The following is a 26,950-nucleotide window of genomic DNA, read 5'->3' as shown; positions in this document are numbered from 1 at the left end:
TCCGTCATTCATATTCCAAGAAGGGTCACCCCTATGATAATGCGAGAATTGAAGCCTTTCATTTGAATCGAACCTAGTGATGTAAAAAAAGTGTCTAACTTATTGACATACGAGCATTTTCAATTATTTTTATTTTTGCTTGTTTTCGGACAATGATAGCAGCAATCAAAATACAGAAAACATAGAGTAAGCCACTAATGAGCTGTGACAAAATAGAATCGGATGTTATGGCAACATGTCCCACTGATAAAACCATAAAAATCAAGAATACCAAAATCAGAATATTTTTTATTATTTTCACTTATAGCATCCCCCTCTACATGAGTTTTTCAGCTTTCACTTTTCATTATAATTTGCTCAGCATTCGTTTTATAATCGCAATCATCATAAAAATCTTTTAAAATTCACAACAAAAGACAAACGCCCGATCGACCATCGCTTGCTCGTCTTTTTAATTTGGCGCTTTGTTCGTTATTGCAGGCTTTTGTCACTTGTCTTCTTACTTGCTGTATTGTATTATTAAGAAATTCAGAAAGGGGCGTAACATGACGATTTTAGTAATCGGTGCGACCGGCATGGCCGGGTCCGCCATTGTGAAAGAAGCGCGACAGCAAGGAATCGAGGTTTTAGCCAACGGACGCAATCTCGAAAAGTTAACGGCGCTCAAAGGACAGGACAGCGGCGTGACGATTCTTCAAAAGGACGCCTTTTTACTTGACCAAGACGACTTTGACAAGGTGGATGTGATCATCGATGCCTTTTCCACCGCACCGGATCAGGCCTATCGTCAAATCGACTTAGCCACTTATCTAATTGCCAAACTCCGGAATCAAAAGACACGCATCGGCTTCATTCTTGGCGCCGGTAGTCTATACACAGACGCCTCAAAAACACGGCTCGTTTATGACGATATTCGAGAAGACGCCAGCACGCAAGCATGGCGTGCCATTCCCGAAAACCAGCTGTACGAACTGGACTTTTTGCGGCATGTTCAAAACGTCAATTGGTTTGGCCTTTCCCCCGCCATTACCTTTATGCCAGGGAAAAAATCTGAAAACATTCTTTACGGTGATGACGTCTTGCTCAAAAACCAAGCGGGCAAATCGGAAACAACAGCCGATACAATGGCCGCAGCCGTCATCAAAGAAATTTTGGAGCCCGAGCACAACCGAGCACGTTTCACGGTGGCCAACGGCTAATAATTATTCCATTAACAACTAAAAAGTCCCGAGAAGCCATTCTTCTCGGGACTTTTTCTGTTAACGATCAACCGTATAATCCTTTGCCGGCATGTAATCAAGGACGGAATATTTTCCGCCATCTAAGGTACCGAACTCCTCATGAATGTGCACTTGCTGACCCTCTACCGTATAGGTGATTTTGTCGTATCCTTGGGCACCAACGCCACCACCGACCACGGTTTTATTCCCTGATTGGCTAAGAATCTTTTGGTTATCACTTGGCCATTCGCCATTCACTTTTTGAATAAGCATCTGCGCCTCCGTCAAAGAAAGAGCGTTATTCTTGGATGGACGACTCGTGACCGAAGAAACGGGCGATTCCTCCTGCTGATTTTCACGATGTTGCTTTTGCATCACGTAAGCGCCAGCCCCAAGACCAACAAGGACAATCAAAGCAAGTAACCACTTTGCTTGAATACTTTTCATCATTTTAATTTCTCTCCTACTTCACTACCACCCCATTCTAACGCAATCGCCGCCTTTTTTTAATCTTAATTTCATTTTTCTGTTGACATCTTTGTAATGGGCATGTATGATTATCACCAAGATATCAATACAAAACAAGTTGATCAGGAAAGTACCTGCTAAGCAAAGCTTAGAGAGCAGCCGGTTGGTGAAAGGTTGCGTGCGTGCGGTAGGGAAAATGACCTGTGATTGGCAATTGTCACTCGGTTTACCGATAGCAATTGACGAGTTGGCCTCCGTTACCAAGGCACACCATTCGGCTAGGATCATTCTCCGCGGCCCGATGGTTAGTGAGTCGTTTAGGGGTAATCCTAAACAAAAACCTCAGAATGGTAACGCGATAGTCGCTTCTGTTTTTCCACGTGGAAACAGGGGCGACTTTTTTTGTTGCCATGAACATCATCAGGAGAAAAAATATGTCAAAGAAAAAATGGTTCATCTCAGGACTCATCGTCATTATCCTCGCCGTCTTCGGCTACTTCAGTTTCGGATCACACGGCTCATCAAACAGCCGAACAGTCACGGTTGGAATCATGTCCGGTAACAAAAAGGACGATGTCATTTGGAAGAGCATTGCCAAAACGGCAAAGGATAAGTATAACGTCACGTTAAAGTTCAAGACTTTTTCAGACTATTCACAGCCTAACAAAGCCTTACAAAACGGCGACATCGATTTGAACGCTTTCCAACACTATGCTTTCCTCGACGCCTACAACGCGAAGAATGGTAACAAGCTGACCTCAATCGGTGAAACAATTATCGGACAGGGTCGCCTCTACTCAAAGAGCTACAAGTCAGTCGATGATTTCCAAAACGGTGACACCATCGTCATTCCAAACGACCCATCAAACGAAAGTCGTGCCCTCTACATCCTTCAAAGCGCTGGTCTCATCGGTTTGAAGTCTGGCCTGTCATTAGCGACAACAAAGGACATCACGTCGAACCCGAAGAACCTGACGATTAAGGAAGTCGCCGCTGATCAAACAGCCCGTAACCTCGACTCCGTTCAAGGCGCCATCATCAACGGAAACTACGCGCAGGCTGCCGGCATCGACTACCAGTCAGCAATCTTTGTCGAACCACTTTCTGAAAACTCACACAAGTGGGTCAACATCATTGCTGCTCGCAAGTCAGATAAGAACAAGAAGATTTACCAAGACGTTGTCAAAGCTTACCAAACAAAGACCACGCAGGACTTGATCAAGAAGGAATACGGCACTGCCACCATTTCGGCTTGGGACAAGAACTTCAAGTAATCAACACGGGGGCAAGTCCCTCGCGTACATAGCATCATAAAAGAAAGGAACCCGCACATGACAACAGCACGTGACACATATCTAGACCTATTAAAAGAACTCGTCGCCATCCCCTCCGTTTCCGCAAAGCGTGAACACTTGCCAGAGGCTGCTAAGCGAATCGCTCAGGCACTCACCGAACTCGGCGGTGAAACGACCGTCGACGACAGCTACTTTGCGCCATTGGTCATCAGCCAATTTAAAAGTCACAAGGCCGATGCCAAGACGTTGATCATTTACAACCACTACGATGTCCAGCCAGCCGAACCCTTTGACCTTTGGGATTCTGACCCCTGGACGTTGACCGAGCGAAACGGCCACCTTTACGGCCGCGGCGTTGACGACGATAAGGGAAATCTGACGGCCCGGCTCACGGCTTTGGCCGAATATCTCGACGAGCACGACCGCCAATTGCCCGTTAACATCCTCTTTGTCATCGAAGGCTCGGAAGAAACGGCCTCCCAACACCTGGATGACTACTTTAAAAAACACCCTGAAATCCAAGGGGATTTGATTATTTGGGAATCGGAATCAAAAGATCAAAACGACCGTCCCATCATTTCCGGAGGAAACAAAGGAATTGTCACCTTCAACCTCAAATCAAAGACGGCTGGCATTGACCTTCACTCGTCACTTGCAGCGGTGGTCAATTCAGCAGCTTGGCGGCTCAGCCAAGCCCTTGCCAGCTTCTTCGATCAGGATGGTCACATTCTCGTTCCCCACTTTTACGATCAGGTACGAAAACCCAATCAACGGGAAAAGGCATTGATTGCCGCCCTACCAGAGACCAAGAATGACTTTATCAAGAAGAACCAAATCGAGGCTCCCCTGCTTGCCGATAAACGAGGCACTGATTGGAAGCAGGCACTCTACTTCGAGCCAACCCTGAATATTGAAGGCATCACGACTGGCTACCAGGGTGCTGGCGTCAAGACGGTCTTGCCTGCCGAAGCCACTGCCAAAGTCGAAGCGCGCCTCGTCCCTGGCATGGATCCCGACGATACCTTGAAAGCCATCAGTGATCACCTGGCCGCCAAAGGATTTCAAGATATCCAAGTCGAAAAGACCCTCGGACAGGCTGGTTATCGTTCCGATATGACGGACCCTGAAATCAAACGAGTCATTCGACTGAGTCAGGAAAGCTCGGGTAAGGAGCCAATTGTGATGCCTAGTTCAGCCGGCACCGGGCCAATGAACTATGCCTTTGAAGCAACCCATGCGCCAATTGTGGCCCTTGGCATTGGCTACCCCGGCACACTCGATCACGCACCAAATGAAAATATTCATTTAAAGGACTATGATGAGAACGTACGGTTTGTTAAAGCCATTCTCGAAAGTTACCAATAAAAAACGATAGGAAATACAGAAAGTACCATGTCTAAAAAAAGCAAACTCATTAACAGTCTCGTTCTGATCGTCATCTTGATTCTCGGCTATTTCTCCTTTGTACAGCCAAATCAACAATCGAACAAGACGGTCACCATCGGGATTATGGCGGCGAACAAGCAAGACGATGCCGTCTGGTCACAGGTGTCAAAAACGGCCAAGGACAAGTATGGCATTACCTTGAAGTTCAAGCGCTTCACCGACTACTCACAACCAAATAAAGCGCTGGACAATGGCGATGTCGATTTGAACGCCTTCCAGCACTACGCCTTCTTGGATGCTTACAATAGTAAGAACAAGACAGATTTGACGGCCATTGGTCAAACTTTCATCGCCCCCATCCACCTTTATTCGCAGTCTTACAAGAACGTTTCGGACTTCCAGGATGGCGATACAATTGTCGTCCCAAACGATGCCTCAAATGAAAGTCGCGCCCTCTACGTTTTGAAGAATGCCGGCCTAATTGAACTTTCAGCCGGTTCTGGCCTCAAGACAACAAAAGACATTACAAAGAATCCAAAGAACCTTAAAATTAAGGAAATTTCAGCCGATCAAACGGCCCGGACTTTGGGCGATGCCAAGGGTGTCGTCGTCAACGGAAACTACGCAACGGCGGCTGGTCTTTCATTAAAGGACAGTATCTACACGGAACCCCTGAACAAAGACGCCAAGCTTTGGATTAACGTCATTGCAGCCAAGGCAAAGGACAAGAACAATAAGACCTACCAAGACGTGGTCAAGGCATTCCAGACCAAGCAGGTCAAGCAAGTCATTAAAGAACAATACGGTGACTCCGAACAAGCGGCATGGGATCAGCACTTTAATTAAAACGGAAGCGAAAGGAGGGCGCATATGACAGCCCCTATTATTTCATTAAAGAACATCGACGTGACTTTTACACCAAAAGGAAAAACGATTCACGCCGTACAAGACGTTTCAATCGATGTCCAAAAAGGTGATATTTACGGAATCGTTGGTTATTCTGGTGCCGGAAAGTCCACCTTGGTCCGGACCGTCAACCTACTCCAAGAACCAACGAGCGGTTCCGTTCTCGTCAACGGCGAAACGCTCTTTGACAAGCAAGAAAACCAACCAAGCCACAAGGTCAAGGGACAGGAACTAAAGGAAAAGCGCCGCAAGATTGGGATGATCTTTCAGCACTTCAACCTCTTAAACGAACGAACGGTGGAAGAAAATGTCCTCTTTGCCCTTGAAAACAGCAAGGAAAAAGAAGGCGTTAAGAAAGAAAAAGTCCACGAACTGCTTGAATTAGTCGACTTATCCGATCGTGCCAACCAGTATCCTTCCCAACTTTCCGGTGGTCAAAAGCAACGTGTGGCCATCGCCCGGGCCCTGGCCAACGATCCTGAAATTCTGATTTCAGACGAAGCGACGTCAGCCCTTGATCCGAAGACAACGCGGCAAATCTTGTTTTTGTTGAAAAAGCTGAACAAAGAATACAACTTAACGGTCTTGTTAATCACCCACGAAATGGAAGCGGTCAAAGCCATCGCCAACAAAGTCGCGGTGATGCAAAACGGCCGGGTCTTGGAAAAGGGCTCAACGTTGGATATCTTTACCAAGCCAAGTGCTGAATTAACCAAGGAATTTATCGCCACGGCGACCAATCAAGACCAAGCAATCGAAGCAATTAGTCAAAGTGATGCAGTTTCGGACCTGGCGGCTGGTCAGCTCTTTGCGCAACTCACTTATTCGGGTAACGCCACTAACGAACCATTAATCACCAGTCTTTACCAACACTTTGGGATTGTGGCCAACATTCTTTACGGAAACGTCGAAGTCCTTCAAGAGACCGAAGTCGGTTCCCTACTCGTCATCTTATCTGGTGACACCAAGAACATGGATGCTGCCCTAGACTTCTTAGCCGCACAATCCGTTTCCGTTAACATCTTGAAGGGAGAACAAGCATGAGTACATGGTTTTCACAAACATTTCCAAACGTCGTCTACCAGGGATGGGGCGGTGATACTGGCTGGGGAACCGCGATTTTCCAGACCTTGTTCATGACTTTTTGGTCGGCCGTTTTCGGTGGCCTACTCGGTTTGATCTTTGGTATCGGACTGGTCGTGACTTCCCCTCGTGGCATCACACCAAACAAAACGGTTTTCTGGATTCTTGATAAGATTGTTTCCGTCTTCCGTGCAGTGCCATTCATCATCCTCTTAGCCTTTATCGCCCCTTTCACGAAAGCCTTAGTTGGAACGCAAATCGGCATTAACGCTGCGCTTGTTCCCCTTTCGCTGGGCGTTTTCCCCTTCTATGCCCGTCAGATTCAAGTGGCCCTTTCCGAAGTGGATGGCGGCATTGTCGAAGCGGCACAGGCGGTTGGTGCCTCCTTTAGCCAAATCATTTTCGGTGTCTACATCAAGGAAGGCCGTTCCGAAATCATTCGCGTTTCGACCGTGACCTTAATTTCGTTGATTGGCTTAACGGCCATGGCCGGTGCCATTGGTGCCGGTGGCCTTGGAAACATGGCGGTGGCCTATGGCTACAACCGTTTTGCCAACGACACCACCCTGGTTGCGACCGTTCTCGTTCTCATCATGGTGCTGATCGTCCAGGTAACGGGCGATTGGTTAGCCAAGAAATATAATCACAAATAAGCTTTTTGAAAAGTCCCGCCTGATAGCGGGACTTTTTTGTTCGAATTCAATGTTCAACTTTTCATACTTTATTCGGTATTTTGTAGTAAAATGTTCTTTCGTCGGAGGTCCAAACAACGTGACAAAATCGCAATTTCCATCCCATGAACGTGTCTTCTTTGCCAGCTTATTAACCATGACCGCTGGCTCCATTGACGCCTATTCCTACCATCTACACGGCCAAGTTTTCGCCGGTCTACAGACGGGAAACATCATTTTGCTTGGCATCAATGTCAGCCAGTTTCACTGGGGCAGCGCCGGGCAATACATTTTTTCACTAATGGCCTTTGCCATTGGAACCCTTGTTGTTAAATTCATGCAGCATTACCGGGTCATCAAGAACCTGCACCACGATAAGGAACGGGAGTACATTTTGCTGTACATGACCGTTTTGCTGAGCCTCTCAGCCATTATTGGTCGAAGTGTCCCCAACATGTTGGCGACCGCCATTCTATCGATTGCAGCAGCCGCTGCCCTACAAGAGTTCCGAATTTTAAAGGGAAACGCCTTTATGCCCCTTTTGATGACTGGAAACCTACGGACGCTCTGTGCCGCAACTTACGAGGGCCTGATCCGCAAGGACAAAGCGATGGCAGAACGGGCTCGTGATTTAGCAACGGTCATTTTAGCCTTCTTTGTCGGGGCCTTGGTCATTTCTCTGCTAATTCCCCTCGTCAAAGACTTTGCCATTCTTTTCTCGGCCATGCTCACGTTAGCGATGAGTCGCATTGTTCACTGGGAATAAAAAACGATTAAAAAAGCCCTGGATAATCCTATTCCAGGGCTTTTTTACTTTATTGTGGCTTTTTTATTTTCAAAAAGCGGTGCTTCTTTTCCGTTTTCAATAGCGCCTGACCAATGGCTAATCGAGCGACCTTCTTTCCTTCCCTTTCAGAAAGGCCCAGCGTCTCGAATTCATCGGTGGATGGATAGCGGTGAATGAGCAGGCTGGCAAACTGCCCCCGCATGGCCAGGGGAAGATCTTCTTGCGACTGGGTTGAAATTGCCAGGTTGAGATTGACTTTTCGACCTTCGCGAAGCAAGTGAAAAAGACCGTTTTCGTTAATAGGCCTCGTCAAATCCAAGTAGCGGTGGGCTTCGTCCAAGAAAATCGCAACTGGCTGCCGAACCGAACTGGCCAAACGGTTCATTAGAATGTTATCCATCAGATCAGACAACACGGACTGCTGAACGTTCGAATAGCGTTGCAAGGCCGATAAATCAACTATAAGCGAACGACGGGCCGCTTTCTTTTCTTCAAAAGTCTGAAGAACAAAGGAAAGCTCATACTGGGTCGTCGCCTCCTGAACAGGATGAAAATGAAAGATTCGGTTCAACTGTTCATCATCTAACCGTTGCTGCAATTCTTGAATGGCCGCCCAATGCCTTTGAATCGCCTCATGATCAAGTTCTTGCCCTAAAAGATTGTAATCCGCTCGCTCATCTGAAAAAGGCTGAACAAACTCTTGGACCAATTGCTTGGCCAGTAAGGCCATATCATAATCTTGGTTCAACACCGTCAGTGCTTTTGCTGCTTTTTCATAGTCAGCAGCGGGCCGGTCCACCTTTTGATAAAGGCCGTCCGCCCCAGCCCTTTCAACTGGCAAAGTCGCTTGAATTCGAAGAGAAGTCATCGCTGCTTGTAGCTTTGCTATTAGTTCGGCTGACCAGTGAAGTCCGAGCAGGCGCACGATGGCTTCAGCCGACCGTGATCTTAAGTCAATATAGCCATTTTCACCGACTTTGTACGTCACGGAGTGATCGATATCGCGCTGGTATTCACCAGTCGGATCGAAGATGATATTGGTGATGTTGGCTTCTTGTAGCTGGCCAATCATTTGCTTGGCTGAGGTGGATTTTCCTGCACCGGTCTGCCCCAGTATCAAGAGGTGTTTAGCGAGCAACTGATCATATGGCAGAAAACAAGGGCGGTGCCAGGCTCCCTGCCCCAGGAATAGCTTAACTTGACGACGATTTTCCAACAACCTGCTCCCATCCTTTTTATTGTCGTTCATTATATCAAAAAAGCCCTCCGCCAAAGCGAAGGACCTGCTTTATCGTGTTAATTGGAATTCGAAGCGTTCGCCGACATAATAGGAGCGAACATATTCGAATGGATGGTCTTGCTGATCGTAAGACACCTGGCGAACGGATAGGATGGGGTCACCACGCTTAATTTCCAAGAGTGCTGCTTGCCGTTCCGTGGCCAAGGAAGCCGTGATGGTTTGTTCAGCCCGACCTGGCTGAATGCCGGCATCGATCAGGGTCTTATAAAGCGAATCCGTCAGTTTCGACCGGGTGAAATTATTGACCAACTTAACTGGCAAAGTCGTCTGCTCCAACAAAATCGGTTCGTCATCCCCCAAACGCAGGCGTTCCATCACGAGGACTTCGTCTTCCGCCTTCAACTTCAGGTGATCCATTTCCGAAACAGAGGGTGTGGTGACTTTGTAAGAAACCGTCACGGATTGCGCATGGCGACCCGATTTGTTCATAAGCTCCGTAAAGGAGGTCACGCCCAGGGCCCGTTCCGAAACCTTTTTCTCGGCTACGAAAGTACCGGAACCAACGCGTCGTTCCAAAATTCCTTCATCAACAAGGGTCTGAATCGCTTGGCGTAGCGTCATTCGTGAGACATTAAAGGCCGCCGCCAATTCACGTTCTGCTGGCAGGCGCTTATTGGTTTTCCATTCACCAGCCGCAATTCGCTGCCGAATCTCATTATGAATTTCGATATACCGTGGTATAGCCATGGGTAAAACCTCCTCTATTGGATAAGTTCGGTTTATTTAGGGATTATCCCCATTGATTTTCTTTTCTCATTATAATTGGTCTAGTCACATAATTCAAATGACATTTCCATTTCACGAAAATCAAAGCAGCTGCTCTTAAAGACAATGGTCGTCTTTTAAAAAAAGCGACTTTTTTAATGGAAAGCCCTTGCATTTTCTCGAAAAATTAGCTAATATATATCAAGTAATTGCCCCTTGGCCAAGCGGTAAGGCGACGGCTTCTGGTGCCGTTATGCGCTGGTTCGAATCCAGCAGGGGCAATTAATAAAGGAGTGAAACCACCTCGGTTTCACTCCTTTTCTTTTATCCTCGCCTTAATGAAGTATGGTAAGCTATTACAAAATAAGAAAGAGGTTTCCATGAATATTCGGCCACTTGAAAAAAAGGACCTAGCTCACATCTATCGACAAAAGAACTCACGTTCTGTGATGGCACTTTGGTTTGAAGAACCCTACAACTCCTTCGATGAATTAACCATTCTCTATGACCGGCACGTGCTTGATCAAACGGAGCGGCGTTTCGTTATTGAAAAAAACGGTGACTTTGCCGGTGTTGTGGAATTGATGGAAATCAACACCATTCACCGCCATGCCGAAATCCAGATCATTATCGATCCAAAATTCCAGGGGCACGGTTTGGCCCAGGCCGGAATGCGGGCCGGTATCGAGTACGGCTTTAACGTATTAAACCTCCACAAAATCTACCTCTACGTGGATGTCGATAACTCGGCTGCCGTTCACATTTACAAAAAAATCGGCTTTCAAGAAGAAGGTTGTTTAAAGCAGCATTTCTTTGCGGAAGGTGAATACCACGATTCATTCATGATGGGGCTTTTTGCCGCTGACTTTCGTGGCAAAGTCGCCGTTCCCGTCAAAGCCGATTAATTCGTTGTACATCTCATAAAGGACCACCATGGTAAAGAAAACGGATCAACGTTTTTTAAAAGCAGACCAGGCCATTCGGCAAACGTTTTTAGCACTTTTAGAAAAAGAAAACTTTGACAAAATTTCGTCAAACGGATTATCGATCGTGCCGGGATTAATCGCTCCACCTTTTATGCGCATTACCTCGAAAAATTTGATTTGATGGAGAAAATTCCAGATGAGTTACTCGATCAGTTAATTGATGCTCTTCCCACCGTAGATTGGTCGGCCAACTCTTGCCACCTGGTGCCACTGGAACGCTCTTGCGTAACTTGACCTTCTTTGACGGTCACGCCATCGGCTTGTCAGTTTCTGTTTTGCTCGGCTACGTCATTTTCGGCTTGATTCTCTTTACCATCGGTAAAAAGTCTGTCGCCATCGCTGATGTAAAGGCAAACTAAATTAGATAAGAAAACCACCTGACACAAGAAGCTGTGCCAGGTGGTTTTTGATTGACTGATTGGAAACAATTCTGTACACTGACCCTAATAATCATGAAGAGAGCACCGTATTTTATATACAATAAGGAGAATTACATGCAAAATACCAGTGAAAATCAAAACGTCATCATAATTAACAAGCACGTCTTTGTTTGGATTGGTACCTTTTTCTTTGGTTCCTTTGCTATCGATCGCTTCATGCGAGGCCAAATTGGTTTAGGCGTTTTTAAGTTATTAATTGGTAGCTGGTTAACTCTTGGTATCTGGCCACTAGTCGATTTCATTATTGCCGTCGTGAAAGCATACAGCACATACAGTGATACAAGCCAGTTAACCTTTATTAATGGCCAATATTCAAAGTAAGCACAATTTCGCCAAGTCCGATAAGATGAACTTGGCTTTTTTTATTTTCATCAGTATACTGTTATAGTAACCTTTCCGTAACATTGATGATTCGCGTACAAGCCTTTCATCAATCAATCAACCGTTTCTCACTAATAATATGCTGAATAGAAATTACGGTGGCGAACACCCATCGGTTAAAGAATATACAATCAATAAACAACTCTTTGTTTGGGTTGGCGCCTTTGCCCTTGGTGGCTTGGGCGTCGACCGTTTTATGCGTGGCCAAATTGGCCTTGGCATAGCGAAACTACTATTTAATTGGCTGACACTTGGTATCTGGCACTTAGTCGACTTTATCATTGCTGTGACAAAGGCCTATGGCTTCTACCAAGATTGCGATCAATTGACTTTCATTAACGGCTACTACAGTCGGTAACAAAAAAAGCAGCGCTTTTGCGCTGCTTTTTTAACGTAAATTTTCAAGAGTTGGGTAAGCCGGCAATAGCTGATCAATCATCTTTTGCCAAACCTCTTGCTCAATTTGGCCGGTATCAGCTTTTTCCTGCATCATATAAAGATTTTGCATTAAGTAACGCTCATTATGAAACGAAGCAAATAACCCCTCCCCATTTGGCAAAATCACCTTTCCCAGTTTGTCTTTATGATAAGTCAGTGGTTGTTGCCAATCATAGCCAATATCTTGCACAAGTTTTTGTCGTGATTTTTCAGAGGTCCGATAACCACGTTTTGTCATTTCAGCTCGCACCAACTCGATATAGACAATCAGGTGAGCCATGGCAAAGTCGTTTAGTCGATTCACCGTAGCGTGATTCACCGCGCCATGCTTAGCAATCGCTCCTGTAATGGCCAAACATTCACGCCACTGTCCAAGCAAGTGCTGTCGCGATAAACTCTCAATTAATTGGTAGTGCCATAAACGCATCGGTTATCCTCTTTTCTTTCCTCTTATTATACGAAAAAATCAGAAAAAGATAAAAAAAGCAGCGCAAAAGCGCTGCTTTTTTTAATGCTTAATCGAACCAGTACGTTGATACGTAATTACCCGAGGCATCATCACAAGTTTGAATACCCAAGGCATGGCGACCAGCCAAATCTTGAACAGTTTCAAGAGAATCGAGACGCTTCATACCATGACGGATTTCAGTCACATGGTAAGTACGGCCGTTAATGACTGCTTCTGTCCCATAAGACAACTGACGGACAGCAGAACCGGCACTTGAGGCTGCTTCAGCAAGGTAGTAATTTGGCATTGCTGACCACTGGAAGATGTAAGGAGTCCAGCGAGGAGTGTTTCCCCCGGTCGTATTTGAAAAAGTCGTGATATCAAAGTGCTGACCTAAGAAGTTAAAGCCATCCGTTCTGGGCGCTGCGACTGATGACGTGCTTGTTGATGCGGACGTTGTGGCTGTTGCATCAGCTGCGCTGTTATTATCTGTAGCAGAAGCACTTTGTTGATTATCAGCTTGTGCATTCTCTTCTGTTTGATTTTGATCAGCATTCTTTTGCTGATCATCTTGCTTGTTTTGGTCTGCTGTCTGTTCAACCGGGGCCGTCGACTTTTTCGTCGTTAAGCTTTTGCTTCGGTTTGGCTTTTGCTGTGAGCCTTGGATTTGCTGATAGCCAAATCCAGATCCTCCCGCCAATACGATGGCCAAGAAGGCCGTAATGATCAATGGGCGACGCTTCAATAATTTTTTCATTTTCTTCTCCATAACTGAGTTAACTTCATTAGGTTACCAGGAAGGAGATTGCGGAAGAATATCAAGAGATTTCGGAACGATTGTTCTTATTTAACAAGAAGATTTCTTACAAGAAAAAGTCATGAAAACTCCTTCAAAAAGACTGTCCTTGAGCTATTTATAAGGAACACTACCGTCAAGATTGCACGTCGATTGCACAATTAACATGTCAATCTCAAATTCGGTTATTGCGAATCAAGGCAGGAATATTAGAATAAACGGTCGGCTTTTTGCCCTTCCGTGGTGAAAAAACCGGCTCCCTCAACAGACTTTTAATAAAGCGATACGAACAGATGTTCGCATCTTATGGTAAAATGAATTATCAATGGTCGTCGTATCCTTCTCATTCGACGGTCTGAACCAACTGCTCTGATTTTATCGAGGAGGTCGTATGAAAGAACGCGACAAATTTATCGATTGGGCAGGTCAAATTGACCTACTACAACATCATTACAATTTACAAATTGAATCCAGCGAAAGTGCCATCTTAACGATTAAGAAATACTCCTTTCAGCGGTTGATACACGGTTATTTACCGTCACTAGCCGACCCACTGAATGAAAATCGCTTTATGACAGACATCAGTATTGAAACACTGGGCGTGATTCAGATGCTGGAAAACCGACTATCCTCTGAATTACTCCAAGCCATCATCGCCATTGAAAAAAACATGAAATCTCTTTTTCAGCATGCCATTTCCGCACAACTTGGTTCAGAAGAAAAGGACTACCTCAATCCAAAACACTACCTTTCCTGGAAAACCAACCGTTATCAAACCTTAGCAGCTCTCGTAAACACTGCCCGAAACGACCGACAGGTTTCTTTTCAATTGAAACAATCACGGAAAAAGCAAAATGTACCACCTTGGGTACTCATCGATGAGATTACCTTCGGTCAGTTCATGCACTGGTATATGATGAGCCCACTCTCAATTAAAGAAGCCGTCGTCGAGGACTTTTCGCTGCCGTTTTCCAATCGCCAAGAACAACTCGGCTGTTTCAAAGAAGCCTTGACCTTTCTGGTTTCCTTTCGAAATGGCCTGGCTCACGGCGGCTTAATTAGTCAGATTAAAAGTAAGGGCCGGCTGCATTTCGAACACCTCAGTCCCTTTTACAGTCAAAGCATCATCAGCGAAAAAGAATTTAATCAAGCAAAGATTGGCCAGCGAGATCTTTTTGGCCTGCTGCTTGTCATCGGCATCTTTTTAAAACAAAGCGAACGGCAATTATTCAAGGATCAGTTATTGAACTTACTGGCCATTTTAGACAGCCTGCTCCCATTAAACGAGCCGCCCATGCAACGACTCTTAGGCAACACACCCGACCGTCTAATCGAACGAGTGCAGAAGATTTTATGAGGGATTGTTTTAAGGGAAAAGTGTAGCAAAAGTGTATAAACTTTTACAGAAACACACAGAATTAGGCAGAATTACACAGAAAAAACAGGTTAATAAAACCAACGAAAAAGACCGGCCTAATCACATTTACAGCGATTAAACCGGGCTTTATCAGGAATGTTGAAAATGTATGCAAATGCCGACTAACGGACTCAAACCGTTGACCCCCTCATTACTAGTGAGGTGCTCTATCAACTGAGCTAAGTCGGCAAAATAAGTACTCAATAATTGTAGCAAATGCCAGCTACTAAGGCAACCGAATTCCGTTAAAAATTTCGGCTATACGGATGACAGGAATCGAACCTGCACGGATAAATCCACTAGAACCTAAATCTAGCGCGTCTGCCAATTCCGCCACATCCGCAAGTCATAAGCAACTATTAAATGATACTGGATTTCAAGTCGTCCGTCAAGGGAATTCCAAATAAAAAAGCAGCGCTTACAAGCGCTGCTGTTCATCAGTATTAAGAATCTTTTTCGATGGTTTTGGTTAAGTTTGAAACCGTTTCTTCGTGTCGTTGTACTTGACGCAATTTGATCATGTACAAAATAATCGTTCGGGCAATGGCATAGAAAGGCACGACAACAATCATACCAATCATTCCCCAAAGATTTCCGGCAGCTAGAAGTAAAAGCATCACCGTCAACGGATGAATCCGAAGTGACTTTCCAATCAAAGCCGGGTAGATAATCGAGCCGTTCACCTGTTGAACAATGGCCATCAAAACGGCAATGCCGATTAACATCTTCCAATTGACCGAAACAGCTACCAAAACGGCTGGAAACACCCCAATAAAGGGGCCAACATAAGGGACAATGTTGGCAACCCCGGCAATGAAGCCAAGCAGCCAAATATAAGGAAGACCGATCATTCCAAAGCCAATCGACATGGTAAAGCCGACGAAGAGCATTTGAATGGCCTGACCTGAGATGTAGCGTTCAATCGTTCGGTCAAGCTCTTTACCAAGGACCATCACATCCTCCGCTCGATTCTTTGGAAAGAATTTTTGCAAAGCCGGTAGGAATCGGTTCGAATCGGAGAGCATGTAAAAAAGGATGATTGGAACCGTCAATGCCCCGATGGTAAAGGAAGTGGCCGCACCAACAAAGCCAGTTAAAGTCCCGGCCGTAATTCGAACAAAGGATGACGCGTATTGCGAAACCGCATTTCGAACATCGTCGTCTGACACGGAGAGGTTCAGCTTCTTGAACCATGGTTCTTCAATCAAATCCTTCACGTAGTCTTGGATGTGATTGACAACGGATGGTAGCGAAGTAATCAGATTGCTGATTTCGTTTAAAATCAGGGGAACAAAAATCATCAGACTACCGATGACTGCCACCATAAACAAGGTAAAAGTCAAAATAACGGCGATGGATCGAGGCATTTTCCAAGAACCAATGCGAATTTTTTCAATGAGTTTTTGAAGGGGCTTCAAACAGTAGTAAAGAAAACCCGAGACAAGCAATGGAATGAAGACCGTCCCAACGAAGACAGCAATTGGCTTCATCAAAAAGTCAAAGCGAAAGACAATGAAAAGTAAGCTGGCGACAGCCAGTAATTCAATTGTCCAAAAAAAAAGTTGCTTGAGTTTGTCGTTTGGAAACATTAGGACTCCTTCAATTCTTGTAAAATTTTATGTTGTACTTTAGGCAACGCTAAGGCCGCTTGTTCGTCTGCTGAAAAGAAGCGTTGGTTATCGGCCAGTTTACCCGTGTCCTCGACCTGAACCGGCCATATTTCCCATTTGCGATGGGAGAAAACATGCGTAATCGGCTTAACAGTCAGCTGCACGCCCTCCAATTCTTCGATGGAAGCAATGGGACGGAGTGGCAGCGTCCAGAAATCGGCTAAAAGACCTGTTTGCGGTCGCTTCTCATAAAGCAAGTCACCTTCTTCATTATAGCGAACAAGGGCCTGATAGCGCTGTAAAATTGGTTTTTTCTTCTTCGTTTTAACTGGGTATTGATCCTCAACCCCGTCCCGATAGGCCGCATTATAGGTCAAAACCGGTGAGTGCAAAGTATCAGGATCAGTCGTCTTCATATAAGAAGTTCCCAAATCCATGATCGCCTGGTTAAAGTCACCCGGCCGCTTGGGGTCAACAATGGGTGCCACCGCCTCGTAGAAAACACGACGCGTTTTTGGCTTGGCAATGTCATCGTCGATTTTTAGCAAGCGCGAAAAGACCCGAAAAAAATTCCCATCGATAGCCGGCACAACTTGGTGAAAGGCAATCGATGCCACCGCAGCTGCGGTGTAGGGACCGACTCCAGGCAAGGTTAGCAAATCCTCGTAAGATTTAGGCCAGGCGCCCTTCAAGTCAAAGGCAACGACTTTGGCAGCCCGATGAAGATTACGTGCACGGGAATAATAACCCAGGCCTTCCCAGAGCTTGAGCACCTGCTCTTCTGGTGCCTTGGCCAAATCTTGCACCGTTGGCAAAGCCGTCATGAACCGGTTAAAATAGGTAATGACCGTATCCACCCGCGTTTGCTGTAGCATCAGTTCGGAGACGAGTACCCGGTAGGGGTCAGTGTTTTTTCGCCAAGGCAAGTGATTGCGCCCTTCCTTGTCATACCAGTGGAGCAAATCCTTGCGAAAGTTTTCAATTGTTTGCTGGTCCCATTTCTCCATAACCAGTATTATAACACTTGAAAAGCCCCAATGATTCGGGTATAATCAAATTCTGTACGATAGATTTTAAAGTTTAAATATAAGGAGTTACCACTATGGCAGTCAAGACACCCTTGAACTCATTCGCCCGCGGCCGTAAGGTCGGTCACGACGCTAAGAAGAAGAAGCGTCAATCAGCCGTTGCACAATTGCAGCAATGGGCTAAGGGAAAGAATGTTGAAATCCCTAACACAAAGTAAGAAAGTTAGCCTCGGGCTAGCTTTTTTTCTTGGCTAAAATTCGGTATTTTCGCTTTCTAGTGCTTGTTTTGTCAGCTTTAAATCTTTATACTTAAGGAAAGCACTGATTACTTGGAGTATCCACTATGATTATTTCCGTTACCAATAAACAGCGTCGGCACGCCTTATTAGCTGCGCTACTTTTTATCGTTTTAGCCGTTCTGATCGGAACAAACGCCACTTGGCCCGCCAATATGGATGAAGAAGTTCGCTTCTTTATGACCGGGATTCAAACTTCTTACGGTGACGTGATTATGTCCATTGCGACTTTTCTAGGATCACCTGCAATGAACCTTTTCTACGGCGTTTTGTTAGCACTCGTCTTGCTTCTTGCCGATCTGAAGCTCCCATCACTTTGGGTCATCCTCACCATCTTTGGTGGTGTTGTCGTGACCCAAATTATCAAAGTCATCGTTCACCGCGATCGACCAATTGGTCATCTCTTGACGGATAACGGTTCATCCTTTCCCTCACAACACGTGACGGCCATGTGGTTAACCGTCTTCATCATGTTCTTATTGGTGACGCCAAACATTACCTCAGCGTTGGTTCGCATCTTAACGAAGTGGTTGTTAATTACCCTTAGTTTGATGACGATGCTCTCCCGCCTGTATTTCTCCGCTCACTTCTTAACGGACACAATCGGGGCATTCCTCTTGGCCTACGTATGGGTCATCTTCTGCGCATCCCTTTATCCAATGGTTGCCACCTTCCTAAAGAAAAAATTCTGGCTATTTAAAGACCAAGAAGCTTAAAAAGAAACAAAGAAAAAGCGATGACCTTTCGGTCATCGCTTTTTTCATGTCTTAGAAATCGTAATCGCTGTCTTCCATCGATTCGGCCTCACCAAGTAAGTAACCATTTCCAACGGCTGAGAAGAAGTCATGGTTCGACGTTGATGTCGAAATTCCATTCATTACTACCGGGTTCACGTCTTCTGCTGAATCTGGGAACATTGGTTCCTGCCCCAGGTTCATCAGTGCCTTATTGGCATTGTAACGAAGGAAAGACATCACGTCTTCCGTCCAACCGATTTGGTCGTAAATCTCGTGTGTAAACTGTTCTTCGTTTGAATAAAGATCAAAGAGCAAGTCATACATCCAAGACTTCATCTCTTCTTGTTCGTCCTCTGAAAGCTGCTTAAAACCAATTTGAAACTTGTAGCCAATGTAGGTCCCGTGCACGGATTCATCACGTAAAATCAACTTGATGATTTCGGCGGCATTGACCATCTTGTTGTGGCCCAAATAGTAAAGAGGCGTGTAAAAACCAGAGTAAAAGAGGAACGTTTCCAAGAAGACGGACGCGACTTTTTTCTGTAGTGGTGTGCCGTTCTGATAAATGTCGTTAATCTTGTTGGCCTTGTACTGCAGGAACTCATCATGATCGGCCCAATCAAAGGTTTCATCAATTTCGTTCTTGTTGTTCAAAGTCTCAAAGATGGATGAGTATGACTTGGCGTGAACGGATTCCATGAACTGGATGTTATTCAAGACGGCCTCTTCCTTTTGGTTGACAGCATCCGCGCGCAAAGAGGCCATCCCGTCTTGTGACTGGAGCGTATCCAACGTTGTCAGTCCGGCAAAGACCAAGTTGTAAACACGACGTTCCGTATCATCCAATTCGCCACGCCAAACGCGCAAATCATTTGAAATCGGCACACGTGTATCCAACCAGAACTGCTGGGTCAACTTTTCCCAAGTTGCCTTGTCCAATGAATCCTCAATGTTATTCCAATTAACGGCTGTATATGAACCTTGATTAACGTGTTGCATCCTACTCTCCTAACGTTTCTTTGATTCGCGCAAAAATCTTTTCGGCCTCACGACTTGTTCCGCGCAATTCGTAGTCACCGATGACCGGCACATGATATTTTTCGGCATAACGCTTTGCCGTCAAAATGTACTGATCATTAAAGTTCCGATTACCAGAACCAATCACACCACGCAAATAACGCGCATTATTACCAAAGTCGATATAATCGGCTAAAGCATTGGTGAAAATCTCAACCACTTCGGGTCCCGTACCCGTTCCACCGTTTAAGTAGGTCGGCACTAAAGCAACAAAGGGCTCTTTTTCATGGGCTGGATCAATTTCGTCACCCAGCGCTAAAAGCGACAGTTGATCACCTTCTGACTCAGCAACAGCCGCTAGTTTCTGAACAAACGATTCGGTATTACCTTCAATTGAAATGTACAACAAACGATAAGTTGCCATAAAAACCTTTCTAAGCGCATGGCGCTGTCCAAGAAAACGAAAGACTGGTACACAGCGAAGCCCTCATTTAAAGGCAGCGCACCCAGTCGACTGTTAGCCCACAGTGGGCCAAACGATTATGTACAGCAAGCAAACGCTTGCTTTTTTGCGGTGTAGTGAATTAAATGGAGCAGGACTCACATTCATTAACACCGGCCTCTTGATTATCATCCGTATAGGTACGAACGTAATAAATCGTCTTAATCCCCTTCTTAAAGGCGTAGTTACGCAAGATTGACAAATCACGAGTGGTCATCTTGTTCGTACGATCATCCTTCCACTCGTAAAGACCATCAGGAATTGTTGAGCGCATGAAATAAGTCAAAGACATTCCCTGGTCAATGTGGGGCTGTGCAGCAGCGTAAACGTCAACGACTTTTCGCATATCCGTGTCATACGCCGATTGATAGTAAGGCAAAGTCTCATTTGAAAGACCGGGTGCTGGATAGTAAACCTTTCCAATCATCCCTTCTTGACGTTCTTCAATTCGGTTAATGATGGGGTGCAAAGAAGCGGTCGTGTTGTTTACGTAAGAGATGGATCCCGTTGGTGCGATGGCATGACGATAGGCATTGTACAAACCGTTTTCCATCACCTGCTTCTTCAATTCCTGCCAGTCCTTTTGGTCTGGCACATGAATGTCTTTAAACAAGTTTTCGACTTTGGCAGTCTTTGGTCCAAAGTCCTCGCTCAAGTAACGATCAAAGTAAGAGCCGTCAGCATAAGCGGATTTATCAAAGTCAGCAAAGGTTTCGCCACGATCTTCGGCAATGTGCATCGATGCCATGAGGGAGTAGTAGTTCAGCGTCGAGAAGAAGGTCTGGGTAAAGTCCAACGCTTCCTCGTCTCCATACATCATCTTGTTTTGTGCAAACATCGCTGCCAGTCCCATGGCGCCCAAGCCAACCGCATGGTTCTTCTGGTTACCATTTTGAACAGATGGCACGACGTTTAAGTTGGAGTTATCCGAAACAAAGGACAGTGCGCGAATCATGGCTTCGACCGAGGCGGCAAAGTCAGGTGTCTTCATCATGTTGACAATGTTGATAGAACCAAGGTTACATGAGATGTCTTCACCAAGCTTCGTGTACTCCTGTTGGTCGTTCAATTCGGAAGGCGTTTGTGCCTGGAGAATTTCAGAACAGAGGTTTGAGGACACGACTTTTCCACTAATGGGATTGGCGGCGTTCACCGTATCCACGTTCATAATGTATGGATAACCCGATTCCTGCTGGAGCTTTGAGATTTCTTCTTCCACGGCCCGGGCAGAAATCATCTTATGGTGAATCTTTGGGTTTGCCAGCAAGTTGTCATATTCGGCCGTAATGTCCACGTAGTTGAATGGTACGCCGTATTCGCGTTCCACATCAGCCGGTGAGAACAAGGCCATTTCTTTGTTGGCCTTTGTTAATTCATAGAACTTATCCGACACAACCAAGCCAAGTGACAGCGTCTTCACACGAACTTTTTCATCGGCGTTTTCCTTCTTCGTGGCCATAAAGGTCATCAAGTCGGGGTGGAAAATGTTCAAATAAACCACACCGGCACCCTGGCGGGCACCAACCTGTGATGAGAAGGTGAAGGAATCTTCCAACAACTTCATAATTGGCACAATTCCACCAGCGGAGTTAGCGATGCCCATCACGGGTGCACCGGCCTCACGAACGTTTGACAAGTTGATGCCGACACCACCACCCATTTTTGACAGCTGCAAAGCTGAATTAATAATCCGGCCAATCGAGTTCATGTTGTCCGTTGACTGCAAAACAAAACAAGAAACCAATTCCCCACGGCGCTTCCGACCAGCGTTCAAAAACGATGGCGTAGCAGGCTGGTACCGTTGGTGAATCATTTCATTGGCCAAAGACATCGCCAACTCTTCGTTTCCGTCGGCATAAAACAAGGCGTTCACTGCCACGCGATCAAGGTATGATTCGACGTAGTAAGCCTTGTCATTTGTCTTTTGGGCATACTGATTGTAGAACTTAAAGGCGGCCATGAACGAAGCAAAGTGGAAGTCCTCACCTTCAAGGAAGGCGTACAACTTCTCAATAAAGGCCATTTCGTACTTGTTCACAAAGCCCTCTTCCAAAAAGTCGTTTTCGATCATCCAATCGAATCGTGCCTTTAATGATGGAAAAGTCTTCATGTTCGGACGAACGTTTTCTTCCAAGAAAGCAGCCAATGCTTCCTGGTCTTTTTCAAGTTGAATTTGGCCGTTCTTTGGAATGTTAACTTCATTGTTTAAATCGAAATACTTAACATTCGCAAGGTCAATATCGAGTAATGACATGGAAATCCTTTCAAAATACGGGCTAGCCAAAATGAACAAACTTTTTTAAAAAAGTGACGCTTTTTGACTGGCCTATGAAACAAGTGAACACAAAAAAGCTTAGGCGGTTAATTGTTTCAAAACGGCTGGTTGGAAACCAGAAATGGCTTCTTGCCCTTCGATTTTGACAACGGGGGTCTGCTTGAACCCTTCTTCTTTCAACTGTGAAAGGTACTCTGGTTGCTCTTCAATGTTGATTTCTTCGAAGCCTACCCCAAGTTGATCGAGGTACTTTTTCGTCATCTTGCATTGAACGCAGTTATTTTTGGTAAAGACCGTGACTTGTGACATGACGTGGTCCTTCTTTCTCTCTAGATTTAGCATCATCAGCGGGCTGACAGCTTGTCGCCACTGATGGAACAGTTACTAGTTTACCGGTTTGAATGCAGACTTCAAGGTCTAAATGTGTCTGCACAAACATTTGTTCGTTAAACCCCCTTTCTTGGGCTTTTTTAATTCAAGATTGTGCTTTTTTAGACAAGGTTATTCTCACAACAATCGTTCGGTTTCTAGTCGCTATGACAATTATTACATAACGAAACAACCCTTGTCTTTTGCTGTTTTTTAGGGGAACAACCTTTCTGTACTTTTGTGAAGTTCAACTTCGGTGACCTGCTGCGATTCAGCTGGACTTTTTTCGCTATCCCCTTATTTTTTGCTATAATAGATGTTAAATGAATGAATCGATTTGAAAGAGGTAAACATTTTGGATTCTGGTCCTTCGTATTTAATTAATACATTTATTATTGTTTTTATTCTTTTACTCGCCGTACTCTTCACACTGACGGAGTACTCGCTTGTCAAAGTCCGCTTATCCGCGCTTGAAGCCATGCAGGCTGACCGCGATAAGCCATCGAAAAATATCGCATCCGCCATTCACATGGTCACCCACCTGACGGAATTCCTTTCAACCGCACAGGTTGGAATCACGTTGACTTCCCTTATCTTAGGTTGGGTTGGTGAAGAAACCGTCGCGGATCTGATTATCCAGTCCCACTTGCTACCAAGTGAAATGGCTAAGCCCGTGGCTTCCGTTGCCGCCATTGTCATTTTCACGGTACTTCACGCGGTCTTTACGGATTTGGTGCCAAAGAACATCGCCATTGAAGAACCAATCAAGGTGTTGCTCTTCATCGTTAAGCCGGTTCGTTTCTTCCACATTACCCTGTTCCCAATGATTTGGATTCTGGATCATTTGTCCAACTGGGTCACCCACCTGCTTGGCTTCCAAGTAACCAACGAAGATGACATCTACTCACAGACCGAGATCTTGTCTCTTTCGAAAAACGCCGCCGAAGCCGGAGAGCTGGATACGGAAGATTTGACTTTCATGCAGCGTGCCTTTGAAATGAATGACAAAGTCGCCGTCGATGTCATGATTGACCGAACGTCAATGGATGTCATTGACGTCTCCGACTCCATCGCAACTGGTTTGGATGAGTATCTTCAAAAGCGTCACTCACGCTTCCCCGTTGTCGCTGACGGTGACAAGGATAAAGTCTTGGGTTACGTCTTTAACTATGACTTAGTTCGTCAAAGCCGTATTTCAGGCAAGGAACCCGTCGCCAAAATCATGCGTGACATTCCTGCCGTGCCTGAAAACATGGACTTGCACGATGTGATGGACGAAATGGTCATGAAGCGTTCACCGATCGCCGTTGTAGTTGACGAATACGGTGGAACGGCCGGTATTATCACGGATAAGGATATCTACGAGGAACTCTTCGGATCCGTTCGTGATGAAATGGATGACCAGGCCGATGAATACATCGAAAAGCTGGGCGATCGCCGCTACAAGGTTTCCGGTAAGACGACGCTTTACGACTTCCAACGCTACTTCCACACGGATGTGAAGGAGTTGGATGAAGACGAAGCGGTCACCTTGACGGGCTACGTCTTAAAGCGCGATCCCGACTTTCGAACTGGCGATTCTTTAAAGATTGCCAACTACCAAGTCACCGCCTTAGATTACGAAAACGCCTTTATCCCCGAGTTTGCTGTGAAGGAATTAGACCCCGAACCAGAACCAAGCACGGATGAGGCAAATGACGACCAGTCCGAAGCAGAGGAAAAGGGAAACGAGAAATCCCGCTTCCACCTTCGTGACAAGGAGAACCAAAAAGAAAATAAAAAAGATTAATACCGTGTAAAAGAAAAAAACCAGTCCTTAAGGACTGGTTTTTTTCTTTTACTTTAATCGACAATGTGGAATTTATCGACGTGTTCTTTGAGGTACTGTAAGGTCAGACTGTTGGTCTTTTCTTTCAGCAAATCAAACACCTGTCCTTCGGCCATCAACTGTCCCCCGGCAGACCCGCCACGTGGTCCAAGATCAATCAAGTAGTCCGCGTTTGTCATCAAATCCAAGTCGTGGGTGATGATTAGAATCGTTGCTCCCTTAGCCTTTAGTTTGTTGAAGACTTTAAACAAGGTCGCCACGTCCGTTGGGTGCAAGCCGATGGTTGGCTCATCAAACACAAAGAGCGTCTGCTTCTGGGACTTATTCAAGTGTTTTACGAGCTTAAGCCGCTGAGCCTCCCCACCAGAAAGAGAAGGTGTGCTCTGCCCAAGTTGCAGGTAATCCAATCCAATTTCTTGTAGCAGTTTGAGCTCTCGTTCAATTTTTGGCTCGTCCGAAAAGACGGGCAGGGCTTCTTCTACCGAAAGGTTCAGTACATCCACAATGGAATAACCATGCCACTTGATTGCCGCGATTTCTGGTTTAAATCGGTTACCTTGACAAACCGGACAAAGCTCTTCAATATCGGCCAAGTACTGCACGTCCAAACCGACCATTCCCAAACCACCACAGTTTGGACAAGCCCCCGCCTTATTGTTATAAGAAAAGTTTGCCAGCCCATAGCCCTTTTCCTTCGCCTCAGGCAGGTCTGAAAAGAGATGGCGAAGGTGATCCATGATGGTTGTGTAGGTCGCAACTGAAGAGCGGGTGTTTTTCCCAACCGGCTTGGCGTCAACGGAAACCACATGCTTCAAGTTCGTCTGCAGACTCTTCACTTGCTTTGGCAGCTTTTTCTGATTTTCCAGTGCGACTACGAGTGAATTCAGAATCAAGGAGGACTTTCCGGCACCGGAAAAGCCAGTGACAGTGGTAATTTCATGTTCCGGGAATTTGACTTTCACATCCTTAATGTTGTAAAAGTCAGCAACCTCCATAGCCGTTTCTTCACCCTTTTTAGGCGCCACCGGCGCCGTTTTTTCAAGAAGAATGTCCGCCTGCCCCGACAAGTAGGGCCCAATCAATGACCGTGCATCGGCCTTCAGCTGCGCTGGTGTCCCCTTTGCGATGATGTTTCCACCCTTCACACCAGAGCCCGGCCCAACTTCAATGATCCAGTCGGCTGCGCCAATCAAGTCCACGTTGTGGTCCACAACCACCAGCGAATTTCCCTGAGCAATCAATTCACGAAAAACCGAAATCAATCCCTTCACGTTGTCCGGGTGTAGCCCAATCGACGGCTCGTCCAAGACGTAAAGCACGCCCGTTGTCTCCGTTCGCAACGTTTTAGCCAGCTGAATTCGTTGCCGTTCCCCAGTCGACAGTGTGTTACCAGACCGTGATAAGGATAGATAGTCCAGACCGAGTTGGAGCAGCGGGCGCAGGTTGTTTGTTAACTCCGAAAAGATCGCCCTGGCCATCTTTTGCATGTTTTCTGGCAGTGTTTTCAAGCTTTCATCTCGCCAGTCCAGCAGAGAACCAAGCGTGAGGTTGGCCACCTCCGCAATGTTTTTCCCATTCACCGTCTGCTGCAGTAATTCTGGCTTAATCCGGCTACCGTGACAGGTCGGACAAGTTTTAAAGATAAAGAACTTATTCAGACGCTTGATTGCCCCCTCGGACTTAACCGTTGCTAGTGAATCACGAATGGCATCGTAGGCGTTTTCATAGAGGGAATTATTGTTGTTATACACACGGCCCGTCGATGTATGCAAGTCGACCGCATAGCGCTTCTTTTCACCATGTAGGACAAAGTCCTTTTCTTTGTCCGTCAAATCCTTAAAGGGAACGTCCGTGCGCACACCTCGTGAACGAGCGATTGTCGCCATAAAAGCACGGCCGGGCAAACGCCATGGCGCGACGGCTCCCTCGTCGATGGTCATGTTCTCATCTTTAATAATCGCATCATCATCAATTTGACGTACCTTCCCCGTTCCATGGCAGGTCAGGCAGGCACCATTTCCATTGAAGGCAAAGTCAGCGGCGGTTGGAATTTTAAAGCTGACGCCACAGGTCGGACAGTCGATTGTCCAGGAGTCTTCATCATCAGAAGATGATGCCTTGTCGAAGGCCTGAGCAATTGAAATTGAAGGGGCCACGCGGTGCCCATTTGGACAAACCGGTGAACCAAGACGCGAAAAGACGAGGCGAACGACGTTGAAAATTTCTGACATCGAGCCAACCGTTGACCGTTCAGAAGGAACCCCCGGACGCTGCCGCAGCGCAATGGCGGAAGGGATGTGTTTAACCTCTCGCACGTCTGCACGGCTGCTTTGTCCAATCCGACGACGGGTGTAGGTAGACAACGCCTCCAGGTATCGACGTGACCCCTCGGCATAGAGAATGCCCATGGCCAAAGAGGACTTTCCTGATCCAGACGGCCCCGAAATGGCCACGAATTGGTTTAACGGAATGTCGACATCAATGTTTTTCAGGTTGTGGACACGTCCACCGCGAACTTCAATTTGTTCTAGTTTTTGGGGCATTTCTTCCTCCTGCTGCAC

At 46.0% G+C, this 26,950-nt stretch carries 28 protein-coding genes and 3 tRNA genes; 17 read left to right on the top strand and 14 right to left on the bottom strand.

What is annotated here, in order from left to right; translation table 11 throughout:
* Nucleotides 1-545: 545 nt before the first annotated feature.
* The gene (locus tag G6R30_RS01135; protein WP_213820630.1) at nucleotides 546-1,199 is read left to right on the top strand and encodes an NAD(P)-dependent oxidoreductase; all 654 of its coding nucleotides are present in this window, start codon (nucleotides 546-548) and stop codon (nucleotides 1,197-1,199) included.
* Nucleotides 1,200-1,259: 60 nt separating this feature from the next.
* Here G6R30_RS01135 and G6R30_RS01130 read toward each other — a convergent pair whose 3' ends face one another.
* Nucleotides 1,260-1,670, bottom strand: coding sequence for a hypothetical protein (locus G6R30_RS01130; RefSeq protein WP_213820628.1), 411 nt, complete (start codon nucleotides 1,668-1,670; stop codon nucleotides 1,260-1,262).
* Nucleotides 1,671-2,122: 452 nt separating this feature from the next.
* Here G6R30_RS01130 and G6R30_RS01125 point away from each other — a divergent pair, with 452 nt between their 5' ends.
* The 6 genes from G6R30_RS01125 (at nucleotide 2,123) to G6R30_RS01100 (ending at nucleotide 7,795) form a co-directional block, all read left to right on the top strand.
* Nucleotides 2,123-2,962: a MetQ/NlpA family ABC transporter substrate-binding protein gene (locus tag G6R30_RS01125; RefSeq protein WP_213820626.1), complete on the top strand. Its 840-nt coding sequence runs from the start codon at nucleotides 2,123-2,125 to the stop codon at nucleotides 2,960-2,962.
* Between the two features lie 57 nt (nucleotides 2,963-3,019).
* Entirely contained in the window at nucleotides 3,020-4,348 is a 1,329-nt protein-coding gene (locus G6R30_RS01120) for a M20/M25/M40 family metallo-hydrolase (RefSeq protein ID WP_213820624.1), read from the top strand.
* 27 nt (nucleotides 4,349-4,375) lie between these two features.
* Nucleotides 4,376-5,215, top strand: a complete 840-nt coding sequence (locus G6R30_RS01115) for a MetQ/NlpA family ABC transporter substrate-binding protein (RefSeq protein ID WP_213820622.1) — start codon at nucleotides 4,376-4,378, stop codon at nucleotides 5,213-5,215.
* 24 nt (nucleotides 5,216-5,239) lie between these two features.
* The gene (locus G6R30_RS01110; protein WP_213820621.1) at nucleotides 5,240-6,319 is read left to right on the top strand and encodes a methionine ABC transporter ATP-binding protein; all 1,080 of its coding nucleotides are present in this window, start codon (nucleotides 5,240-5,242) and stop codon (nucleotides 6,317-6,319) included.
* Nucleotides 6,316-7,011, top strand: coding sequence for a methionine ABC transporter permease (locus G6R30_RS01105; protein ID WP_213820619.1), 696 nt, complete (start codon nucleotides 6,316-6,318; stop codon nucleotides 7,009-7,011). The genes G6R30_RS01110 and G6R30_RS01105 overlap by 4 nt, the downstream gene beginning before the upstream one ends.
* A 118-nt stretch (nucleotides 7,012-7,129) precedes the next feature.
* Nucleotides 7,130-7,795, top strand: coding sequence for a YoaK family protein (locus G6R30_RS01100; RefSeq protein ID WP_213820617.1), 666 nt, complete (start codon nucleotides 7,130-7,132; stop codon nucleotides 7,793-7,795).
* Between the two features lie 49 nt (nucleotides 7,796-7,844).
* On the opposite strand, the gene G6R30_RS01095 is transcribed toward G6R30_RS01100, so the two are convergent.
* Nucleotides 7,845-9,065 carry an ATP-binding protein gene (locus G6R30_RS01095; protein WP_213820615.1) on the bottom strand — a complete coding sequence of 407 codons (1,221 nt, stop codon included), beginning with the start codon at nucleotides 9,063-9,065 and terminating at the stop codon, nucleotides 7,845-7,847.
* Nucleotides 9,066-9,104: 39 nt separating this feature from the next.
* Nucleotides 9,105-9,803 carry a GntR family transcriptional regulator gene (locus tag G6R30_RS01090; RefSeq protein ID WP_213820613.1) on the bottom strand — a complete coding sequence of 233 codons (699 nt, stop codon included), beginning with the start codon at nucleotides 9,801-9,803 and terminating at the stop codon, nucleotides 9,105-9,107.
* Nucleotides 9,804-10,031: 228 nt separating this feature from the next.
* Between G6R30_RS01090 and G6R30_RS01085 the strand changes: the two genes are divergently transcribed.
* From G6R30_RS01085 to G6R30_RS01060, 6 genes are all read left to right on the top strand, one after another.
* A tRNA-Gln gene (locus G6R30_RS01085) sits at nucleotides 10,032-10,103 on the top strand.
* A 98-nt stretch (nucleotides 10,104-10,201) separates the two neighbouring features.
* Nucleotides 10,202-10,726 carry a GNAT family N-acetyltransferase gene (locus tag G6R30_RS01080; RefSeq protein WP_213820611.1) on the top strand — a complete coding sequence of 175 codons (525 nt, stop codon included), beginning with the start codon at nucleotides 10,202-10,204 and terminating at the stop codon, nucleotides 10,724-10,726.
* A 28-nt stretch (nucleotides 10,727-10,754) separates the two neighbouring features.
* Nucleotides 10,755-10,928, top strand: a complete 174-nt coding sequence (locus tag G6R30_RS01075; RefSeq protein ID WP_213820609.1) for a hypothetical protein — start codon at nucleotides 10,755-10,757, stop codon at nucleotides 10,926-10,928.
* Nucleotides 10,929-11,001: 73 nt separating this feature from the next.
* Entirely contained in the window at nucleotides 11,002-11,166 is a 165-nt protein-coding gene (locus G6R30_RS01070; protein ID WP_213820607.1) for a hypothetical protein, read from the top strand.
* 135 nt (nucleotides 11,167-11,301) lie between these two features.
* Nucleotides 11,302-11,568 carry an NINE protein gene (locus G6R30_RS01065; RefSeq protein ID WP_213820605.1) on the top strand — a complete coding sequence of 89 codons (267 nt, stop codon included), beginning with the start codon at nucleotides 11,302-11,304 and terminating at the stop codon, nucleotides 11,566-11,568.
* A 139-nt stretch (nucleotides 11,569-11,707) separates the two neighbouring features.
* The gene (locus tag G6R30_RS01060) at nucleotides 11,708-11,986 is read left to right on the top strand and encodes a TM2 domain-containing protein (RefSeq protein WP_213820603.1); all 279 of its coding nucleotides are present in this window, start codon (nucleotides 11,708-11,710) and stop codon (nucleotides 11,984-11,986) included.
* Between the two features lie 30 nt (nucleotides 11,987-12,016).
* Here the strand turns inward: G6R30_RS01060 and G6R30_RS01055 are convergent, their stop codons facing one another.
* Together G6R30_RS01055 and G6R30_RS01050 are read right to left on the bottom strand one after the other, a co-directional pair.
* Nucleotides 12,017-12,493: a pyrimidine dimer DNA glycosylase/endonuclease V gene (locus G6R30_RS01055; protein WP_213820602.1), complete on the bottom strand. Its 477-nt coding sequence runs from the start codon at nucleotides 12,491-12,493 to the stop codon at nucleotides 12,017-12,019.
* An 88-nt stretch (nucleotides 12,494-12,581) separates the two neighbouring features.
* Entirely contained in the window at nucleotides 12,582-13,271 is a 690-nt protein-coding gene (locus G6R30_RS01050) for a hypothetical protein (protein ID WP_213820600.1), read from the bottom strand.
* Nucleotides 13,272-13,701: 430 nt separating this feature from the next.
* Here G6R30_RS01050 and G6R30_RS01045 point away from each other — a divergent pair, with 430 nt between their 5' ends.
* Nucleotides 13,702-14,667, top strand: coding sequence for an Abi family protein (locus tag G6R30_RS01045; protein WP_213820598.1), 966 nt, complete (start codon nucleotides 13,702-13,704; stop codon nucleotides 14,665-14,667).
* Between the two features lie 176 nt (nucleotides 14,668-14,843).
* Here G6R30_RS01045 and G6R30_RS01040 read toward each other — a convergent pair.
* The 4 genes from G6R30_RS01040 to mutY all read right to left on the bottom strand — a co-directional run bounded on the left by G6R30_RS01040 (nucleotide 14,844) and on the right by mutY (nucleotide 17,344).
* A tRNA-Thr gene (locus G6R30_RS01040) sits at nucleotides 14,844-14,916 on the bottom strand.
* Between the two features lie 72 nt (nucleotides 14,917-14,988).
* Nucleotides 14,989-15,070, bottom strand: a tRNA-Leu gene (locus G6R30_RS01035).
* Nucleotides 15,071-15,170: 100 nt separating this feature from the next.
* Nucleotides 15,171-16,316, bottom strand: a complete 1,146-nt coding sequence (locus tag G6R30_RS01030) for an AI-2E family transporter (RefSeq protein WP_213820596.1) — start codon at nucleotides 16,314-16,316, stop codon at nucleotides 15,171-15,173.
* Nucleotides 16,316-17,344, bottom strand: a complete 1,029-nt coding sequence (gene mutY / locus G6R30_RS01025) for an A/G-specific adenine glycosylase (RefSeq protein ID WP_213820594.1) — start codon at nucleotides 17,342-17,344, stop codon at nucleotides 16,316-16,318. Before mutY ends, G6R30_RS01030 begins: the two co-directional genes overlap by 1 nt.
* Before the next feature lie 95 nt (nucleotides 17,345-17,439).
* Here mutY and G6R30_RS01020 point away from each other — a divergent pair, with 95 nt between their 5' ends.
* The gene (locus G6R30_RS01020; protein ID WP_213820593.1) at nucleotides 17,440-17,583 is read left to right on the top strand and encodes a hypothetical protein; all 144 of its coding nucleotides are present in this window, start codon (nucleotides 17,440-17,442) and stop codon (nucleotides 17,581-17,583) included.
* A gap of 125 nt (nucleotides 17,584-17,708) precedes the next feature.
* On the top strand, nucleotides 17,709-18,377 hold the full coding sequence (locus G6R30_RS01015) for a phosphatase PAP2 family protein (protein WP_213820591.1): 669 nt from the start codon (nucleotides 17,709-17,711) through the stop codon (nucleotides 18,375-18,377).
* Between the two features lie 51 nt (nucleotides 18,378-18,428).
* Here the strand turns inward: G6R30_RS01015 and nrdF are convergent, their stop codons facing one another.
* The 4 genes from nrdF to nrdH all read right to left on the bottom strand — a co-directional run bounded on the left by nrdF (nucleotide 18,429) and on the right by nrdH (nucleotide 22,501).
* A complete protein-coding gene (nrdF, locus tag G6R30_RS01010; RefSeq protein WP_213820588.1) occupies nucleotides 18,429-19,397 on the bottom strand; it encodes a class 1b ribonucleoside-diphosphate reductase subunit beta in 969 nt (322 codons plus the stop codon).
* A gap of 1 nt (nucleotide 19,398) precedes the next feature.
* On the bottom strand, nucleotides 19,399-19,839 hold the full coding sequence (locus G6R30_RS01005; RefSeq protein WP_213820586.1) for a class Ib ribonucleoside-diphosphate reductase assembly flavoprotein NrdI: 441 nt from the start codon (nucleotides 19,837-19,839) through the stop codon (nucleotides 19,399-19,401).
* 160 nt (nucleotides 19,840-19,999) lie between these two features.
* Nucleotides 20,000-22,171 carry a class 1b ribonucleoside-diphosphate reductase subunit alpha gene (nrdE, locus tag G6R30_RS01000; protein ID WP_213820584.1) on the bottom strand — a complete coding sequence of 724 codons (2,172 nt, stop codon included), beginning with the start codon at nucleotides 22,169-22,171 and terminating at the stop codon, nucleotides 20,000-20,002.
* 99 nt (nucleotides 22,172-22,270) lie between these two features.
* Nucleotides 22,271-22,501 carry a glutaredoxin-like protein NrdH gene (nrdH, locus tag G6R30_RS00995; protein ID WP_213820582.1) on the bottom strand — a complete coding sequence of 77 codons (231 nt, stop codon included), beginning with the start codon at nucleotides 22,499-22,501 and terminating at the stop codon, nucleotides 22,271-22,273.
* Between the two features lie 415 nt (nucleotides 22,502-22,916).
* Between nrdH and G6R30_RS00990 the strand changes: the two genes are divergently transcribed.
* Entirely contained in the window at nucleotides 22,917-24,350 is a 1,434-nt protein-coding gene (locus tag G6R30_RS00990) for a hemolysin family protein (RefSeq protein ID WP_213820643.1), read from the top strand.
* A 53-nt stretch (nucleotides 24,351-24,403) separates the two neighbouring features.
* Here the strand turns inward: G6R30_RS00990 and G6R30_RS00985 are convergent, their stop codons facing one another.
* The gene (locus tag G6R30_RS00985) at nucleotides 24,404-26,932 is read right to left on the bottom strand and encodes an ATP-binding cassette domain-containing protein (RefSeq protein ID WP_213820580.1); all 2,529 of its coding nucleotides are present in this window, start codon (nucleotides 26,930-26,932) and stop codon (nucleotides 24,404-24,406) included.
* Between the last annotated feature and the right edge of the window lie 18 nt (nucleotides 26,933-26,950).

Origin of the sequence: Fructobacillus parabroussonetiae (assembly GCF_018437265.1) — a bacterium.
Lineage (GTDB): Bacteria > Bacillota > Bacilli > Lactobacillales > Lactobacillaceae > Fructobacillus > Fructobacillus parabroussonetiae.
Note: the sequence above shows the minus strand (reverse complement) of the source record. Positions and strands in the feature narration are given on the sequence as shown.